The sequence below is a fragment of the Kiloniella litopenaei genome, from assembly GCF_000982415.1.
Classification (GTDB): Bacteria; Pseudomonadota; Alphaproteobacteria; order Kiloniellales; family Kiloniellaceae; genus Kiloniella; species Kiloniella litopenaei.
In genome coordinates, this window is record NZ_LANI01000073.1 from 1 (window position 1) to 502 (window position 502).

Here is a 502-nt window from a genome sequence, read left to right on the forward strand (position 1 = left end):
GAAACCATTACTAACTGGGTTCGAGAGCTCGTTGAAGACGAGGTTATTACCGACCGAGAAGATCTTATCAAAATTTTCAAAGAGCAAGGATTTGACCTTGCAAGAAAATCTAAGAACTACATCAGCCTAAAACCGCCTGAAGGCGGTAGAAATATTAGACTAAAAGGTATTTTTTATAATGAATCTTACGACACTGAAACAGTCTTACATGAACAAATTGGAAGAAGAGAAACGAATAGTCCAGACCTACAGAGAGGAAAGCTTGAAGAGCTTAGGCAGCGCTATGACAGAGCACAATATCAGCGTGAGGAACGTAATAAAAGACGCTACGGAAGAAAACAAAAGAGAAACGCAAAATCTCTTGAGGACAAGAAAAAAATCTCGGAAAGCGAAAGTTATCAAACTGGTGACTTGGGGTATTGTGTTGTTAGCCATTTTGGGGTGGGGGGAGTTTCGCGCAAGCAGAACGTTGAGCGCTCAAATAAAGCTGGAGATCGCTCAA

1 protein-coding gene is annotated in these 502 nt (G+C 41.2%); it reads left to right on the top strand.

Going from position 1 to position 502, the window contains the following annotated elements; all coding sequences use genetic code 11:
- Positions 1 to 502 (top strand): hypothetical protein (locus WH95_RS20160; RefSeq protein WP_046510249.1); only part of this gene is annotated, 502 nt, incomplete at both ends.